The sequence below is a fragment of the Enterobacter sp. FW301-JW81 genome, assembly GCF_058788735.1.
This window is the reverse complement of the sequence record NZ_JBYTBA010000008.1, coordinates 182,439-197,564: the sequence shown is the minus strand read 5'-3', so window position 1 is coordinate 197,564 and position 15,126 is coordinate 182,439. Positions and strand designations below refer to the sequence as shown.

General features: G+C 51.1%; 22 protein-coding genes. 6 read left to right on the top strand and 16 right to left on the bottom strand.

The window, feature by feature from the left end; translation table 11 throughout:
* Nucleotides 1-247 precede the first annotated feature (247 nt).
* Complete coding sequence (locus AC3WOK_RS21665) at nt 248-802, top strand: gamma carbonic anhydrase family protein (RefSeq protein WP_063431790.1); 555 nt, start codon at nt 248-250, stop codon at nt 800-802.
* Here AC3WOK_RS21665 and AC3WOK_RS21660 read toward each other — a convergent pair.
* Genes AC3WOK_RS21660 through dprA form a run of 6 tightly spaced genes read right to left on the bottom strand, consistent with a single transcriptional unit; the run spans nt 778 to nt 4,561 of the window.
* A complete protein-coding gene (locus tag AC3WOK_RS21660; protein ID WP_047345331.1) occupies nt 778-1,026 on the bottom strand; it encodes a DUF1488 family protein in 249 nt (82 codons plus the stop codon). The genes AC3WOK_RS21665 and AC3WOK_RS21660 overlap by 25 nt on opposite strands.
* A complete protein-coding gene (gene aroE, locus AC3WOK_RS21655; protein WP_063431792.1) occupies nt 1,023-1,841 on the bottom strand; it encodes a shikimate dehydrogenase in 819 nt (272 codons plus the stop codon). The genes AC3WOK_RS21660 and aroE overlap by 4 nt, the downstream gene beginning before the upstream one ends.
* A 4-nt stretch (nt 1,842-1,845) precedes the next feature.
* Nucleotides 1,846-2,418 carry an L-threonylcarbamoyladenylate synthase type 1 TsaC gene (gene tsaC, locus AC3WOK_RS21650; protein ID WP_059312401.1) on the bottom strand — a complete coding sequence of 191 codons (573 nt, stop codon included), beginning with the start codon at nt 2,416-2,418 and terminating at the stop codon, nt 1,846-1,848.
* Nucleotides 2,411-2,965, bottom strand: a complete 555-nt coding sequence (locus AC3WOK_RS21645; RefSeq protein WP_048339009.1) for a DNA topoisomerase family protein — start codon at nt 2,963-2,965, stop codon at nt 2,411-2,413. The genes tsaC and AC3WOK_RS21645 overlap by 8 nt, the downstream gene beginning before the upstream one ends.
* Before the next feature lie 26 nt (nt 2,966-2,991).
* A complete protein-coding gene (gene smg / locus AC3WOK_RS21640) occupies nt 2,992-3,465 on the bottom strand; it encodes a DUF494 family protein Smg (RefSeq protein ID WP_008503477.1) in 474 nt (157 codons plus the stop codon).
* Entirely contained in the window at nt 3,437-4,561 is a 1,125-nt protein-coding gene (gene dprA / locus AC3WOK_RS21635) for a DNA-protecting protein DprA (protein WP_063431794.1), read from the bottom strand. The genes smg and dprA overlap by 29 nt, the downstream gene beginning before the upstream one ends.
* Nucleotides 4,562-4,688: 127 nt before the next feature.
* Here dprA and def point away from each other — a divergent pair, with 127 nt between their 5' ends.
* From def to mscL, 5 genes are all read left to right on the top strand, one after another.
* Complete coding sequence (gene def, locus AC3WOK_RS21630; protein WP_008503479.1) at nt 4,689-5,198, top strand: peptide deformylase; 510 nt, start codon at nt 4,689-4,691, stop codon at nt 5,196-5,198.
* Between the two features lie 25 nt (nt 5,199-5,223).
* The gene (gene fmt / locus AC3WOK_RS21625; protein WP_059312399.1) at nt 5,224-6,171 is read left to right on the top strand and encodes a methionyl-tRNA formyltransferase; all 948 of its coding nucleotides are present in this window, start codon (nt 5,224-5,226) and stop codon (nt 6,169-6,171) included.
* A gap of 52 nt (nt 6,172-6,223) precedes the next feature.
* Nucleotides 6,224-7,510 (top strand): 16S rRNA (cytosine(967)-C(5))-methyltransferase RsmB, encoded by a 1,287-nt coding sequence (gene rsmB / locus AC3WOK_RS21620; RefSeq protein ID WP_059312405.1) that lies wholly within the window; start codon nt 6,224-6,226, stop codon nt 7,508-7,510.
* Nucleotides 7,511-7,532: 22 nt separating this feature from the next.
* Nucleotides 7,533-8,909 carry a Trk system potassium transporter TrkA gene (gene trkA, locus AC3WOK_RS21615; RefSeq protein ID WP_047345326.1) on the top strand — a complete coding sequence of 459 codons (1,377 nt, stop codon included), beginning with the start codon at nt 7,533-7,535 and terminating at the stop codon, nt 8,907-8,909.
* 146 nt (nt 8,910-9,055) lie between these two features.
* Nucleotides 9,056-9,466: a large-conductance mechanosensitive channel protein MscL gene (gene mscL, locus AC3WOK_RS21610; protein ID WP_023309449.1), complete on the top strand. Its 411-nt coding sequence runs from the start codon at nt 9,056-9,058 to the stop codon at nt 9,464-9,466.
* Here mscL and AC3WOK_RS21605 read toward each other — a convergent pair whose 3' ends face one another.
* The 10 genes from AC3WOK_RS21605 to secY form a co-directional block, all read right to left on the bottom strand.
* Nucleotides 9,467-9,682, bottom strand: a complete 216-nt coding sequence (locus AC3WOK_RS21605) for an alternative ribosome-rescue factor A (RefSeq protein ID WP_063431796.1) — start codon at nt 9,680-9,682, stop codon at nt 9,467-9,469.
* A 57-nt stretch (nt 9,683-9,739) separates the two neighbouring features.
* The gene (zntR, locus tag AC3WOK_RS21600; RefSeq protein ID WP_059312398.1) at nt 9,740-10,165 is read right to left on the bottom strand and encodes a Zn(2+)-responsive transcriptional regulator; all 426 of its coding nucleotides are present in this window, start codon (nt 10,163-10,165) and stop codon (nt 9,740-9,742) included.
* 2 nt (nt 10,166-10,167) lie between these two features.
* Nucleotides 10,168-10,536 (bottom strand): DnaJ family domain-containing protein, encoded by a 369-nt coding sequence (locus tag AC3WOK_RS21595; protein ID WP_059312397.1) that lies wholly within the window; start codon nt 10,534-10,536, stop codon nt 10,168-10,170.
* A 107-nt stretch (nt 10,537-10,643) separates the two neighbouring features.
* On the bottom strand, nt 10,644-11,027 hold the full coding sequence (gene rplQ / locus AC3WOK_RS21590) for a 50S ribosomal protein L17 (RefSeq protein WP_001216368.1): 384 nt from the start codon (nt 11,025-11,027) through the stop codon (nt 10,644-10,646).
* Nucleotides 11,028-11,067: 40 nt separating this feature from the next.
* The gene (locus tag AC3WOK_RS21585) at nt 11,068-12,057 is read right to left on the bottom strand and encodes a DNA-directed RNA polymerase subunit alpha (protein ID WP_002919219.1); all 990 of its coding nucleotides are present in this window, start codon (nt 12,055-12,057) and stop codon (nt 11,068-11,070) included.
* 25 nt (nt 12,058-12,082) lie between these two features.
* On the bottom strand, nt 12,083-12,703 hold the full coding sequence (gene rpsD / locus AC3WOK_RS21580) for a 30S ribosomal protein S4 (RefSeq protein ID WP_004868345.1): 621 nt from the start codon (nt 12,701-12,703) through the stop codon (nt 12,083-12,085).
* A 32-nt stretch (nt 12,704-12,735) separates the two neighbouring features.
* Nucleotides 12,736-13,125, bottom strand: coding sequence for a 30S ribosomal protein S11 (gene rpsK, locus AC3WOK_RS21575; protein WP_003863312.1), 390 nt, complete (start codon nt 13,123-13,125; stop codon nt 12,736-12,738).
* A 16-nt stretch (nt 13,126-13,141) separates the two neighbouring features.
* The gene (gene rpsM, locus AC3WOK_RS21570; protein ID WP_003863308.1) at nt 13,142-13,498 is read right to left on the bottom strand and encodes a 30S ribosomal protein S13; all 357 of its coding nucleotides are present in this window, start codon (nt 13,496-13,498) and stop codon (nt 13,142-13,144) included.
* Between the two features lie 146 nt (nt 13,499-13,644).
* Entirely contained in the window at nt 13,645-13,761 is a 117-nt protein-coding gene (gene rpmJ / locus AC3WOK_RS21565) for a 50S ribosomal protein L36 (protein ID WP_000868187.1), read from the bottom strand.
* A 31-nt stretch (nt 13,762-13,792) separates the two neighbouring features.
* The gene (secY, locus tag AC3WOK_RS21560; protein WP_003863305.1) at nt 13,793-15,124 is read right to left on the bottom strand and encodes a preprotein translocase subunit SecY; all 1,332 of its coding nucleotides are present in this window, start codon (nt 15,122-15,124) and stop codon (nt 13,793-13,795) included.
* Nucleotides 15,125-15,126 lie beyond the last annotated feature (2 nt).

The window sequence follows — 15,126 nt, the reverse complement described above, 5'->3', positions numbered from 1 at the left end:
ATTTTTTCTCTTCAACCGACCGGGTTGTTTGTGAAGTGATTCACATCCGCCGTGTCGATGGAGGCGCATTATAGGGATCCCAATTTTTAGCACAAGTATTTTTTAGATCTTTTTTTCCGACTGCTGATTTTCCGCGCTTTTCGCTGAAATCCCGCCCGATTTGCTTAAATATTGACGTATTTTGCCTTGCCTCGATCCAATAATATGATCACAGTCTTCTGTATAGCGCTCATCATTAGAGGTAGATATGCCCGCAGGATTACGTCCGTATAAAGATCTGTTCCCCCAAAAAGGCGATCGCGTGATGATCGATGCCAGCAGCGTGGTCATTGGCGATGTCCGAATGGCCGATGACGTCAGTATCTGGCCGCTAGTCGCCATCAGGGGAGATGTTAACTATGTGTCGATTGGCGCACGTACGAATATTCAGGACGGTAGTGTTCTGCATGTCACCCACAAATCCTCTTATAACCCGGAAGGTAATCCGCTCATCATTGGAGAAGATGTTACCGTCGGCCATAAAGTGATGCTTCACGGCTGCACTATCGGAAACCGGGTACTCGTTGGCATGGGGTCGATTTTGCTGGATGGCGTCATAGTAGAAGATGACGTCATGATTGGTGCCGGTAGCCTTGTCCCGCAAAACAAAAGACTCGAGAGCGGTTATCTCTATCTGGGAAGCCCGGTAAAACAGATCCGCCCCCTGAAGGAGGCAGAGATCGAAGGATTAAAATACTCAGCGAACAACTACGTTAAATGGAAGAATGACTATCTGAATCAGGACAACCAAACCCAGCCCTGATCGTCCTCCTGCTGTTCACGGATTAAATCGCTGGCTTCCTCTTCCAGATCCCAGCGATTTTCACAAAATACCGCTATCGGATCAGAGCCGCCAAAACGGCGCAACAGCGTTTCCCCCAAAATGGCACAGGTAAGCTGCATGCCCTGTACCAGCACCGGGAAACAGACCGCTTGTTTACTTTCATCCCAGCTCTCTCTGTCCGGGAAGTGTATAGCCTGATTCACGCCGAAAGCTCCTGCTTTAACTTTTCAATGACCGGCTCGACTGCAGGCAACACGCCATGCCAGAGCAGCACCGCATGCGCAGCCTGCCCCACCAGCATTCCCAGTCCATCCGCTACATGCTTCGCGCCGTGTTGTTCACACCAGCTCAGGAAAGGGGTCTTCCCTTTCTGATAAAACATGTCATAGAAGTACATATGAGCATTTACCAACGAAGCGGGGATCGCCGGGCTCTCGCCATTTATGCCGCTGGACGTGGCATTGATGACAAGATCGAATTCACGATTCTCAAGATCATCAAGTGCTACCGCACTCACGCTACCGGTATGTGCAAACAACGCCGCCAGCGCTTCTGCCCGGGAAAAAGTTCTGTTGGTAATGGTTACCGCACAGTCCAGCGAAAGCAGAGGCAACAAGACTCCCCGCGATGCGCCACCCGCACCAATCAACAGGACCCGGAATCCGGGTTTGATAAAGGAGAGTCTTTCCAGATCGCTAAGTAAACCAATTCCGTCGGTGTTATCACCCAGAAGACGGCCATCCTCAAGCCGTTTTAAGGTATTTACTGCACCAGCAAGTGAAGCGCGCTCGGTCAGCTCATCCGCACGCTCGAAAGCTTCCTCTTTAAAAGGGACCGTCACATTCGCGCCTTTACCGCCCGCGGCGAAAAAGGCCTCCAGCGTTGCAATAAATGCATCCACCGGTGCCAGTACACGACCATAGGGATGATTTATCTGCAGCTGCTCCGCAAAGTACTGATGGATCAACGGTGATTTGCTGTGCGCAATTGGATTACCAAAAACAGTATAGGTTTCCATGAGATTACCCCTGGCGAAAACGTTCGCCGGTCAAAGCGTCACGAATTTCGGACGGATTCTGGCGCCCTCCTGTTTCACCGACAGCGACAGGGAAGTGATTTCCGAACTGCGCCAGCACCTCATCGGTTGTGCGACACGGAGGCAACCCTGTCAGGTTGGCGCTGGTTGAAACCAGCGGTTTGCCATATGCCAGGCAAAGCTCTACCACCAGCGGATGGTCAGTTACGCGAACCGCAAGTGAATCAAAGCGTCCGGTTAACCAGCGTGGCGTTGCCGGCTGCGCCGGGAAGACGAAGGTCACTGGACCAGGCCACGCGGAAAAGATCGTCTCGCGCTGCGCAGGCGTCAGCATAGAGTCATCAATATAGGGTTTAAGCTGCTCATAATTCGCAGCGATCAAAATCAGCCCTTTCTCAACGGGTCTTTGTTTTAAGGTAAGCAGGCGGCTCACGGCCGTCTCGCTGTCGGGATCGCAACCGACCCCAAAAACAGCTTCGGTTGGATAGGCGATGACTTCTTCGTTTTTCAGGACATCCACCATATGCGCAATGGAGCCTGATTGCAGGTTATTATTCACTGTTTTGATCCGCCAAAACTGGCTTTCCACATTGTTTACTGGCACAGAAGCGTTTCATACCTTGCGCCGTTTTCTTCTCGATAAGTAGCGGATAATTGCAATGGGTGCAGACGCCCGCTACCGGTTTGAAATTGATAACGAACTGGCATTCAGGGTAGCGATCGCAGGAATGAAAGGTCTTACCAAAACGAGAGCGACGCTGTACCAGTTGTCCGCGTTGGCATTGAGGACAGGCAATAGCCGTTTCATCAGGCTTATCAATTTGTTCCGTATGTTCACATTCCGGATAACGGCTACATCCAATAAACATGCCGAAACGTCCCTGGCGCAGCGCTAATTCGCCACCGCAGAGAGGGCAAAGCTGCCCCTCCAGAATTTTAACGATATGTCCATCCGCCTGGCTTTTTAGGGGACGAACATAATCACATTCCGGATAGTGTGAACAACCGAGAAACGGGCCGTGTTTCCCGGACCGAATAACAAGTTCAGCCCCGCACTGCGGGCAGGGCTCGTTTTTATGCACCGTGAATAGTGCTGATTTGGCCATAACAACTCTTGGTGCTGCACATTGAATTAATGCAGCATACCTTCATTCACTTCAAAGAGTAATTCTTCCATTTGCTGATAGGCATTTTCACAGCCCGGGATATTGAACAGAACCATCAGGATCACCCACTTGAGATCTTCCAGCTCAAATTCTGCAGTATCCAGCGCCATGACGCGCTCTATCACCATTTCTCTCGTTTCGAGGTTTAGCACCTGAATCTGCTCAAGGAATAAAATGAACCCCCGGCAGCTGGCGTCCAGCCTTTCACACTCTTCAGCGGTATAAATGCGTACTGACAATGGGTCAGAAGCAAGCTGCATCGGTTCGGCGAGGCCTTCCTGATAATCAGCCAGTTTTTCCAGCCACATCAACGCATTATAGATATCTTCCCGCTCAAACCCCGCATCGGTAAGATCCTGTGTCAATTTGTCCTGATCCACTCGCATTTCTGCTTCGTTATGGATGTAAGTCTCAAACAAATACATCAGTACGTCGAACATGGCATGCCCTCCTTAATCGGACATAGCCGCCGGGTACAGCTGCGATCCACCCTGCTAACTCCAGTTCGAGTAGCTGTGCTACCGTTACTGGCACAGGTTGGCCGGCACGTTCAGCGACAACGTCAACAGGTGTTACCTCATCTCCTACGTTAGCCAGGAGCTTGGGAAATGGCAATGCCACCTTTCCCTGATCTGATGAATAATGTCGCTTTTCGGGATCTTCCTGCAGCCATTGCAGCCCATATTGCAAATTTTCAAGTATGTCTCCGACTTCCGTTACCGGTGTCGCCCCCTGCTTAATAAGCCAGTGCGGCCCCTCGCATCCGGGGTTACCTATCGGGCCGGGCAAGGCAAAAATCTCTCGCCCCTGTTCGAGCGCGCATCGCGCCGTGACCAGCGAACCGCTTCGCCGCGCCGCTTCAACCACCAGCACGCCCTGGCTCAGACCGCTGATAATTCGATTACGACGCGGAAAGTTTGCTGGCCTGGGCTGTGCGGAAAGAGGAAACTCAGACACTATCGCGCCGTCAGACTCAATAATCCGCATCGCCAATGCCTGATGTCGGCGGGGATAAATGCTAAACAGTCCATTCCCCAGCACCGCTACACTTCGCCCTTTTACCGACAGCGCCGCGCTGTGGGCAACGCCGTCAATACCGCAGGCCAGCCCGCTGGTAATCGTAAAACCACTTTGCGAAAGTTGTTCGCAGAGAATCTTTCCCCATCGCTCGCCGTACCATGACGGCGCACGGCTACCGACGACCGCCAGCTGGACCGTATTAAGCGTCTCAAGGTTACCTTTTATGAATAGCGCCCCAGGATAATCAGGAATCGCGCGGAGTAAAGGGGGGTAAAGCGGATGGTTAGCCGTCAATAAATGATTTCCCGGCTGCTCAAGCCATATCAAGCTACGCTCCAGCTCACTTTCATCTGGAGCAAAGAACCTCTCAGCCTGCTTTACTGTCAGCCCGGCGTTTCTGACGACAAGAGCATCAATGCGTTCCAGCTTCTGCAATTGTGCAGCCGCTTTGAGCATTACATCACCATACAGAGAACCTGTGTGTATTAGCCGTAGCCATATCTCGGTAGACGTCATCCTTTCCCCTGCCATAAGCGGCCTGCGCAATCATTGCGATTGGTCACTGATGCTGTCAATCGATGGGGGTTTTGTCTAGAATAGAGAGAGTATTCTTATCAACTCCTGAACACGACTCTGGAAATTTATGGCAGTTTTGCAAGTGTTACATATTCCGGACGAGCGCCTTCGCATCGTCGCTGAACCGGTCAAAGAAGTGAATGCAGAAATCCAGCGTATCGTTGATGATATGTTCGATACCATGTACGCCGAAGAGGGCATTGGCCTGGCGGCGACGCAGGTGGACATTCACAAGCGTATTATCGTGATTGATGTTTCTGAAAATCGCGATGGCCGCCTGGTGCTGATCAACCCTGAGTTGCTCGAAAAGAGTGGCGAAACCGGTATTGAGGAAGGCTGTCTGTCCATTCCTGAACAGCGTGCTTTAGTGCCGCGTGCCGAAAAAGTGAAGATTCGCGCTCTGGATCGTGACGGTAATCCGTTCGAACTGGAAGCAGACGACCTGCTGGCAATATGTATTCAGCATGAGATGGATCACCTGGTCGGTAAACTGTTTATCGATTATCTCTCGCCGCTGAAACAGCAGCGTATTCGTCAGAAAGTAGAGAAACTGGATCGTTTGCGTTCTCGCGCATAACGTCCCCCCGGATACAAGGATCATCGTGTCTAAAACACTACGTATTATCTTCGCGGGAACTCCTGATTTTGCAGCGCGTCATCTTGACGCGCTGTTATCTTCTGGTCACCAGGTTGTTGGCGTCTTTACCCAGCCGGATCGTCCTGCTGGTCGCGGCAAAAAACTGATGCCGAGCCCGGTCAAGGTGCTGGCAGAAGAGCATGGGCTTCCCGTTTTTCAGCCCGCATCGCTGCGTCCGCAGGAAAATCAGCAGCTGGTTGCTGACCTGAATGCCGACGTAATGGTGGTGGTGGCTTACGGTTTAATTTTGCCGAAAGCTGTGCTTGATATGCCTCGCCTGGGTTGCATCAACGTGCATGGGTCTCTGCTCCCGCGCTGGCGTGGTGCAGCACCTATCCAGCGCTCCCTGTGGGCAGGTGATGCAGAAACAGGCGTTACCATCATGAAGATGGATGTAGGTTTAGACACCGGCGATATGCTGTATAAACTGGCCTGCCCTATTACGTCAGACGACACCAGCGCCACGCTGTATGACAAACTGGCAGAACTCGGCCCGCAAGGACTCATCGAGACGCTCCAGCAGCTTGCTGACAATACGGCGAAACCTGAAGTTCAGGATGATGCGCGGGTGACTTATGCCGAAAAACTGAGCAAAGAAGAAGCGAGGATGGACTGGTCCCTGTCAGCCGCTCAACTTGAACGCTGCATTCGCGCCTTTAATCCGTGGCCGATGAGCTGGATGGAGATTGATGGGCAGCCAGTGAAAATCTGGAAGGCCTCCGTCATTAGCGGTAATACCACAGCCGAACCCGGTACGATTATAGATGCCAGCAAGAACGGTATTCAGGTGGCGACTGCGGAAGGGATCCTGAATCTTGAATCGCTACAACCGGCCGGTAAGAAAGCCATGAGCGCTCAGGATCTGTTAAATTCCCGTCGTGAATGGTTTATCCCGGGCAACCGTCTTGCCTGAACAAATTTATTCTTAAAGCCCGGTGTTTCCGGGCATTTTTATTTTTACGGTTATGAAAAAACAAAATCTACGCAGTATGGCGGCTCAGGCCGTTGAGCAGGTTATCGAGCAGGGCCAGTCATTGAGTAACGTCCTGCCTCCACTGCAACAAAAAGTATCTGATAAAGACAAAGCCCTGCTTCAGGAGCTTTGCTTTGGCGTCCTGCGCACACTCTCTCAGCTTGAGTGGTTGATTAATAAGCTGATGTCACGCCCAATGACAGGCAAGCAGCGCACCGTACATTATTTGATTATGGTGGGTTTTTATCAGCTTCTTCATACCCGCATCCCACCTCATGCCGCGCTGGCTGAGACGGTGGAAGGCGCCGTTGCGATTAAACGCCCTCAGCTGAAAGGGCTGATCAATGGCGTACTGCGTCAGTTCCAGCGACAGCAGGAAGAGCTTCTGGCTGAATTTGCCCAAAGCGAAACACGTTTCCTGCACCCGGACTGGCTGTTGAAGCGCCTGAAAAAAGCCTGGCCACAGCAGTGGCAAAATATTGCCGAAGCCAATAATCAACGTCCACCGATGTGGTTACGCGTGAATCGTAATCATCATTCTCGCGATGCCTGGTTGGCCTTGCTTGAAGAGGCTGGAATGAGCGGCTTCACCCATGATGCATACCCTGATGCCGTACGTTTAGCATCGCCTGCACCGGTACATGCATTACCCGGTTTTGATGAAGGCTGGGTAACCGTACAGGATGCCTCTGCCCAGGGTTGCATGACCTGGCTTGAACCTAAAAACGGTGAGCAGATCCTCGATCTGTGCGCCGCGCCTGGTGGCAAAACAACGCATATTCTTGAAGTGGCTCCCCAGGCCAGCGTGATGGCGGTGGACGTTGATGAACAACGTCTGTCACGCGTCTACGACAACCTTAAGCGTCTGGGCATGAAGGCACAGGTTAAGCAAGGCGATGGACGCAAACCCGCAGAATGGTGTGGTGAAACACAGTTCGACCGCATTTTGCTGGACGCCCCCTGCTCTGCAACCGGTGTTATTCGTCGTCATCCGGATATCAAGTGGCTACGCCGCGATCGTGATATTAAGGAACTTGCCCAACTGCAGTCCGACATTCTCGACGCCATTTGGCCGCACCTTAAACCAGGCGGAACGCTGGTCTATGCAACCTGCTCCATACTTCCGGAAGAGAACAGCCAGCAAATCGCGTCCTTCCTTAAACGTACCCCGGACGCCGCGCTGCGCGATACGGGAACACCTGAATCCCCGGGTCAGCAGAACCTGCCGGGTGCAGAAGAGGGTGATGGCTTCTTTTACGCTAAGCTAATCAAAGAGTGATGTTGAGAACAGGTCACGAGATATGAAGATTATCATTCTGGGTGCAGGACAGGTTGGCGGAACGCTGGCGGAGAACCTGGTTGGCGAAAACAACGACATTACAATTGTTGATACCAACGGCGATCGCCTGCGCGTTTTACAGGACAAATTTGACCTGCGCGTTGTGCAGGGTCACGGTTCACACCCACGCGTTCTTCGTGAGGCGGGCGCCGACGATGCCGACATGCTGGTCGCAGTGACAAGTTCTGACGAAACCAATATGGTGGCCTGTCAGGTGGCCTACTCGCTTTTCAACACGCCAAACCGAATCGCGCGCATCCGCTCTCCGGACTATGTTCGCGATGCTGAGAAACTGTTTAATTCAGAAGCGGTCCCAATCGATCATCTCATCGCGCCAGAACAGCTGGTTATCGACAGTATCTATCGCCTGATCGAATATCCGGGCGCTCTGCAGGTAGTGAACTTTGCCGAAGGTAAAGTGAGCCTGGCGGTCGTCAAGGCCTATTACGGTGGGCCATTGATCGGCAATGCGCTTTCCACGATGCGCGAGCACATGCCGCATATCGATACGCGCGTCGCGGCCATCTTCCGTCACGACAGACCCATTCGCCCGCAAGGCTCCACCATTGTCGAAGCAGGTGATGAGGTCTTCTTTATTGCAGCATCACAGCATATCCGTGCGGTGATGAGTGAACTTCAGCGTCTCGAAAAACCCTATAAGCGCATTATGCTGGTCGGCGGCGGTAATATTGGGGCAGGTCTGGCGCATCGGTTGGAAAAAGATTACAGCGTGAAGTTGATCGAGCGCGATCAGCAGCGTGCTGCTGAACTGGCGGAAAAACTGCAAAATACGATCGTATTTTATGGCGATGCGTCAGATCAGGAATTGCTGGCTGAAGAGCATATTGATCAAGTTGATCTTTTTATTGCTGTCACCAACGACGACGAGGCGAATATTATGTCCGCCATGCTCGCCAAGCGTATGGGAGCAAAGAAGGTCATGGTGCTTATCCAGCGCAAGGCGTATGTCGATCTTGTCCAGGGCAGCGTCATTGATATTGCCATTTCGCCTCAGCAGGCGACGATTTCCGCCCTTCTGAGTCATGTCCGTAAAGCGGATATTGTCGGGGTGTCATCGCTTCGCCGCGGTGTTGCGGAAGCCATTGAAGCTGTTGCTCACGGGGATGAAACCACTTCACGCGTTGTGGGCCGTTCGATCGACGAAATTAAGCTGCCGCCTGGTACAATAATCGGCGCCGTTGTGCGTGGGAATGACGTCATGATTGCCAATGATAATTTACGTATTGAGCAGGGCGATCACGTTATTATGTTCCTTACCGATAAAAAATTTATTACCGACGTTGAACGTTTATTCCAGCCAAGTCCTTTCTTCCTTTAATGTATCGGGTGCCTGAAAAAGCGCACCCGAACTTTATCCTTTTCATTTCTGTGCCTTTTATTTTTCATAACGTTTAATTATCCCGAATGGCAATTGGCTAATCATTTGTTAAACTTATAGTCGTCAGCTGGCACAAGGAGAGAAAAATGAGTTTTATTAAAGAATTCCGCGAATTTGCGATGCGCGGGAACGTTGTTGATTTGGCAGTGGGTGTCATTATTGGTGCGGCATTCGGCAAGATTGTTTCATCATTAGTCGCCGACATTATCATGCCACCTTTAGGGTTGTTAATTGGGGGTATTGATTTTAAACAATTCGCCTTCACGCTGCGTGAAGCCCAGGGTGATGTCCCGGCAGTCGTGATGCACTACGGCGTATTTATTCAGAACGTGTTCGATTTCGTGATTGTGGCGTTTGCCATTTTTATGGCTATCAAACTGATCAACAGGCTCAACCGTAAAAAAGAAGAGCCGGCTGCGGCGCCTGCACCAACAAAAGAAGAAGTGCTGCTGAGTGAGATTCGCGATCTGTTAAAAGAGCAGAACAACCGCGTATAATCAACAGCTTAAAGCAGGAAGGCCAGTGGTAAATAAGCGATTCGCTTGTTTGCCACTGGTCTCCCAGTTACCCCGTTTTTCATGCTTGTCTTTACGCAGATAACTTCCTTTCCCTTTTTTATTCTTCTCAACGCGCTGTCTAAATAACGGGTCGTGAAGTAATGCCTCAATGGCATTGTCCTTAATTTGTCCTTTCGTGTGCTGATAGCGGCTCATAATTTCTCCTGAGCATGGTTTATGACGACGGAAGTCTAGACCCGGTTGGGCTAAAGATCAACCGCTCCTGGTTTCTCCACTGGCCCCCTGCTCTAATGCTTCCAGAATTGAACAATAAATACTGCTGTGGGCCGTGCCGCAGCAGGCATCATTCAGCCTTTGCAAAGAGCGCTGCATGGTTTGAAGCTCCTGAATGCGCGCTTCAACTTCATCAAGCCGGGCCTGCACAATACCTTTAGACTCCTGACAGGTATGATGTTCCGGATCGATGCGGATCGATAACAGCTCGCGGATCGAGTCCAGCGTGAAACCGAGCTGTCTCGCATAACGAATAAACCGCAGTCGCTGAAGATCGTTATCGGTATAGAGGCGAAAGCCACCTTCAGTGCGAACTTCATGATCGATCATCTGCTGCTTTTCGTAATATCGGATGGTATCCGGCGTGACGTTCGCGAGCTTCGCAAGTTCACCGATACGGTACATAACTATTCCTCGTTTATTTTCTGTATCAATCTTTCACTGTATTGCCCGTGCAGAAAATCAGTGTTCATTCCTGCCTGGCGCAGCTTGAGTTCAAGCAGGGCGAGCCGGCGACTAAGTTCAGCGTGTCGAGGATCGTCCTGACGGACCCCTTTGAGAAGATCGGCCAGTTCAACAGCCTCTCTTCGCTGTTCGAGTTCCGGAGGGAGACAACCGGCATTTTTCAGTAAACGGTATCCAGCCCGTAATTCCGGTGCGATGTGCGAATCATCGTCAAGAACAAGGGGTTCGCCGCTTCCCGGAAGATCGTCGAACTCACCTTTCTTTTGGGCATCGCGAATATGGCGTTCTGCCCACTGGTCGAGCAACCACATTACCGGCTCCTGGGGATGAACAGAATTGATACAGACATTGTAGAGAAGTGGGGATATCGCGGATATAAAAAAACCCGCCGAAGCGGGTTTTTTTACGTTACTGCAGATTACTCTGCAGCAGCTTCTGCTTTCTCTGAACGATCAACCAGCTCGATGTAAGCCATCGGCGCGTTGTCGCCTGCACGGAAACCACACTTCAGAATGCGAGTGTAACCACCGGCACGGCTCGCGAAACGCGGGCCCAGTTCGTTAAACAGTTTTGCCACGATCTCGTTATCACGAGTACGGGCGAATGCCAGACGACGATTAGCAACGCTGTCAGTCTTGGCAAGAGTAATCAGCGGCTCAACTACGCGACGCAGCTCTTTCGCTTTAGGCAGGGTCGTCTTGATGATCTCATGACGAACCAGTGAACCTGCCATGTTGCGGAACATAGCCTGGCGATGGCTGCTGTTGCGGTTCAGTTGACGACCACTCTTACGATGGCGCATGACCTTATCCTTCTCAGTAAAACCTTAACCTGTGATCCGGTTACTCGTCAGCAATGCTTGCTGGTGGCCAGTTTTCCAGGCGCATGCCCAGAGACAGACCACGTGAAGCCAGCACGTCTTTAATCTCAGTAAGAGATTTTTTACCCAGGTTCGGCGTTTTCAGCAACTCAACCTCGGTACGCTGTACCAGATCACCGATATAGTGGATAGCTTCTGCCTTGAGGCAGTTAGCAGAGCGGACAGTCAATTCGAGATCGTCAACAGGGCGCAGCAGGATCGGATCGAATTCTGGTTTCTCTTCTTTCACTTCCGGCTGACGTACATCACGTAAGTCAACGAAAGCTTCCAGTTGTTCTGCCAGGATGGTTGCCGCACGACGAATCGCCTCTTCAGGATCGATTGTGCCGTTGGTTTCCATTTCGATGACCAGCTTGTCCAGGTCGGTACGCTGTTCTACACGCGCTGCTTCAACATTGTAGGCAATACGCTCTACAGGGCTATAGCATGCGTCGACCAGCAGACGGCCGATTGGGCGCTCATCTTCTTCCGAATGAATTCGGGCAGAAGCCGGCACATAACCACGACCGCGCTGAACTTTGATACGCATGCTAATAGCTGCGTTCTCATCGGTCAGGTGGCAGATCACGTGCTGCGGCTTGACGATTTCAACATCACCGTCGTGGGTGATGTCGGCTGCAGTCACAGGGCCAATGCCAGATTTATTCAGAGTAAGAATAACTTCATCTTTACCCTGAACTCTCACCGCCAGCCCTTTCAGGTTGAGCAGGATTTCAAGGATATCTTCCTGAACGCCTTCTTTGGTGCTGTACTCATGAAGTACACCATCAATCTCAACCTCGGTCACCGCGCAACCCGGCATCGATGAGAGCAGAATACGGCGCAGTGCGTTACCCAGAGTATGGCCAAAGCCACGCTCTAAAGGCTCAAGGGTCACCTTGGCGTGCGTCGAACTCACTTGCTCGATATCTACCAGGCGCGGTTTTAGAAACTCTGTCACAGAACCCTGCATTGTGTCCTCTCTTTGGTACTAAGCTTTACTTGGAGTAAAGCTCGACGATCAGGTGTTCGTTAATGTCCGCAGACAGATCAGAACGTTCTGGCTGACGCTTGAACGTACCTTCCATCTTGCCAGCATCAACTTCCAGCCAGGTTGGCTTTTCACGCTGCTCAGCCAGCTCCAGAGCGGCCTTCACGCGAGATTGCTTTTTCGCTTTCTCACGAATGCTAACAACGTCATTCGCTTTAACCTGATAAGAAGCGATGTTAACAACACGACCGTTTACCATGATTGCTTTGTGGCTAACCAGCTGACGTGATTCAGCACGAGTAGCGCCGAAGCCCATACGGTATACAACGTTGTCCAGACGACCTTCCAGCAGAGCCAACAGGTTTTCACCCGTGTTGCCTTTCAGACGTGCTGCTTCTTTATAGTAGTTACGGAACTGACGCTCCAGCACACCGTACATACGGCGAACTTTTTGCTTTTCACGCAACTGCACACCATAGTCAGACAGACGCGGTTTACGCGCACCGTGCTGGCCAGGAGCTTGTTCAATTTTACACTTGGTATCGATCGCGCGAACGCCAGACTTAAGGAATAAGTCGGTGCCCTCACGACGGCTCAGCTTGAGCTTAGGACCCAAATATCTTGCCATTTTCTATCTCCAACTAACCTAAAAAACGAGCGTTATACGCGACGTTTTTTCGGCGGACGACAACCGTTATGAGGGATCGGAGTCACATCAGTAATATTCGTGATGCGGAAACCAGCGGCGTTCAGAGCGCGAACAGTAGATTCACGACCCGGACCCGGACCTTTAACCATAACTTCCAGATTCTTGATGCCGTATTCTTTTACGGCTTCAGCGCAACGCTCTGCTGCAACCTGAGCTGCGAACGGAGTGGATTTGCGAGAACCACGGAAACCGGAACCACCGGCTGTTGCCCAACCCAATGCGTTACCCTGACGATCAGTAATAGTAACGATGGTGTTGTTGAAAGAAGCATGGATATGAGCCACGCCGTCAGAGACTTGTTTTCTTACACGTTTACGTGCACGAACTGGTGCCTTTGCCATTATTCAATCACCCCGATTATTTCTTGATCGGTTTGCGCGGACCCTTACGGGTACGTGCGTTGGTCTTAGTACGCTGACCGCGCACTGGCAGACCACGACGATGACGCAAACCGCGATAGCAACCAAGATCCATCAGGCGCTTGATGCTCATGCTGATTTCACGGCGCAGATCACCTTCAACGACAAATTTGGCAACTTCGTCACGCAGCGTGTCGATTTGTTCTTCAGACAGCTCACTGATCTTAACATCTTCAGCGATACCCGCTGCAGCCAGAATGGCTTTAGAACGGGTCTTGCCGACGCCGTAGATCGAAGTTAATGCGATCACAGCATGTTTCTGATCAGGAATGTTAATGCCTGCTATACGGGCCACTATGCACTCCTACTATTTAATATGTACGCACCATGCTGAAAAGCCCGTTTTCAGGATACTCAAATGGAAACGTACAGACATACAAAAGATTGGCTGGCTAATCTAGCCAGCTCAACCCAACTTTGCAAGAAAAATATGCGAAATAATCAGCCTTGGCGCTGTTTATGCTTCGGCTCGGCACTGCAAATCACACGGATGACACCATCACGCTTAACGATTTTGCAGTTACGGCATAATTTCTTGACGGAAGCACGAACTTTCATTTTTACTCTCCGTAACTTCTCAGGCGACCATTTAGCGGCCGTAGCCTTTCAGGTTCGCCTTCTTCAATGCAGACTCATACTGACTGGACATCATCAGAGTTTGCACTTGAGCCATAAAGTCCATAATCACGACAACAACGATAAGCAGTGAGGTCCCACCGAAGTAGAACGGTACTTTCATTGCATCACGCATGAACTCCGGGATCAGGCAGATAAAAGTAATATAGAGCGCACCAACCAAAGTCAGGCGGGTCATTACTTTATCGATATACTTCGCCGTTTGCTCTCCCGGACGAATTCCTGGTACAAATGCACCGGACTTCTTCAGGTTATCTGCTGTTTCACGCGGGTTGAAGACCAACGCCGTGTAGAAGAAACAGAAGAAGATGATCGCAGACGCATAGAGTAACACATAAAGTGGTTGCCCAGGCTGCAAATACAGCGAAATTGTTGTCAGCCAGTTCCAACCAGTACCGCCCCCGAACCATGACGCGATGGTCGCCGGGAACAGAATAATACTGGAAGCGAAGATAGCCGGGATAACCCCCGCCATGTTCACTTTCAGCGGTAAATGTGTGCTCTGTGCAGCATAGACACGACGACCTTGCTGACGCTTAGCGTAGTTCACCACAATGCGGCGTTGACCACGTTCAACGAAGACAACAAAGAACGTCACTGCAAATACTAATACTGCAACCAACAGCAACAGGAGGAAGTGCAGGTCGCCTTGACGCGCTTGCTCGATAGTATGGGCGATGGCCGGCGGGAGACCCGCAACGATACCGGCGAAGATAATGATTGAGATACCGTTACCGATACCACGCTCAGTAATCTGTTCGCCGAGCCACATCAGGAACATTGTCCCTGTGACCAGACTAACAACAGCGGTGAAATAGAATGCAAAGCCTGGGTTTAATACCAGGCCCTGCATACCAGGCATATTCGGAAGACCGGTAGCAATACCAATCGACTGGAATATTGCCAGCACCAGAGTACCGTAACGGGTGTACTGACTAATCTTACGACGTCCAGACTCCCCTTCTTTCTTCAACTCTGCCAGGGCCGGATGAACGACCGTCAGCAGCTGGATAATAATAGATGCCGAAATGTACGGCATAATACCCAATGCAAAGATAGAAGCACGGCTGAGAGCACCACCAGAGAACATGTTGAACATTTCAATGATGGTGCCTCGCTGTTGCTCAAGCAGTTTGGCAAGTACAGCGGCATCGATACCAGGGATCGGAATAAAAGAGCCAATACGGAACACAATCAGCGCGCCGATAACAAACAGCAGTCTGCGTTTCAGCTCGCCAAATCCACCTTTGGCACTTTGAAAATCTAATCCCGGTTGCTTAGCCATCT